This is a genomic window from Vibrio sp. 1069 (genome assembly GCF_033340555.1).
This window is the reverse complement of sequence record NZ_JAWOWP010000670.1, coordinates 1-583: the sequence shown is the minus strand read 5'-3', so window position 1 is coordinate 583 and position 583 is coordinate 1. Positions and strand designations below refer to the sequence as shown.

Below are 583 nucleotides of genomic sequence, written 5' to 3'. Positions count from 1 at the left end.
TAGATGCTTTGGATAACTTCGGGATTGACCCTGTAGCTGTGTCAAACGCATCTCATCTTCCGAGCTACCTTTCTAAGTACAGCAAAGAGAATTACACATCTGCAGGCAGTTTGTTTGAGCCTGACTTTGAAGCTATTTATATGCAAAAACCAGATCTGATCTTGGTTGGCCCGCGTGGCTCTGCGAAATATGAAGAGCTAAGTGAAATTGCCCCAACGGTTGTGTTTGCAGCTAAAGAAGGCGAAGGCTACTGGGAAGGCACGCAGGCTCAATGGCGTAACATTGGCAAAATCTTCAACATTGAAGACAAAGTCGAGCAAAAGATTGAAACATTGGATGCTCAATTTAAAGCGATTCGCGACTACAACCAAACGAACAATAACGACGCACTAACAATTTTGAGCATCGGTGACAACATCAGTGCCTTTGGTGCGAAGTCCCGCTTCGGTGCGATTTACAATGACTTTGGTTTCATTGAAACGGTAAAAAACATCAAGACTGGTACACACGGTGACGTGATTTCTTACGAGTTTATCCGCGAAGCTGATCCGAAAAACATTTTGGTTATCGACCGTAACTCGCT

General features: G+C 44.1%; 1 protein-coding gene. It reads left to right on the top strand.

What is annotated here, in order from left to right; all coding sequences use genetic code 11:
• Positions 1-583 (top strand): ABC transporter substrate-binding protein (locus tag R7040_RS28375; protein WP_318097875.1); only part of this gene is annotated, 583 nt, incomplete at both ends.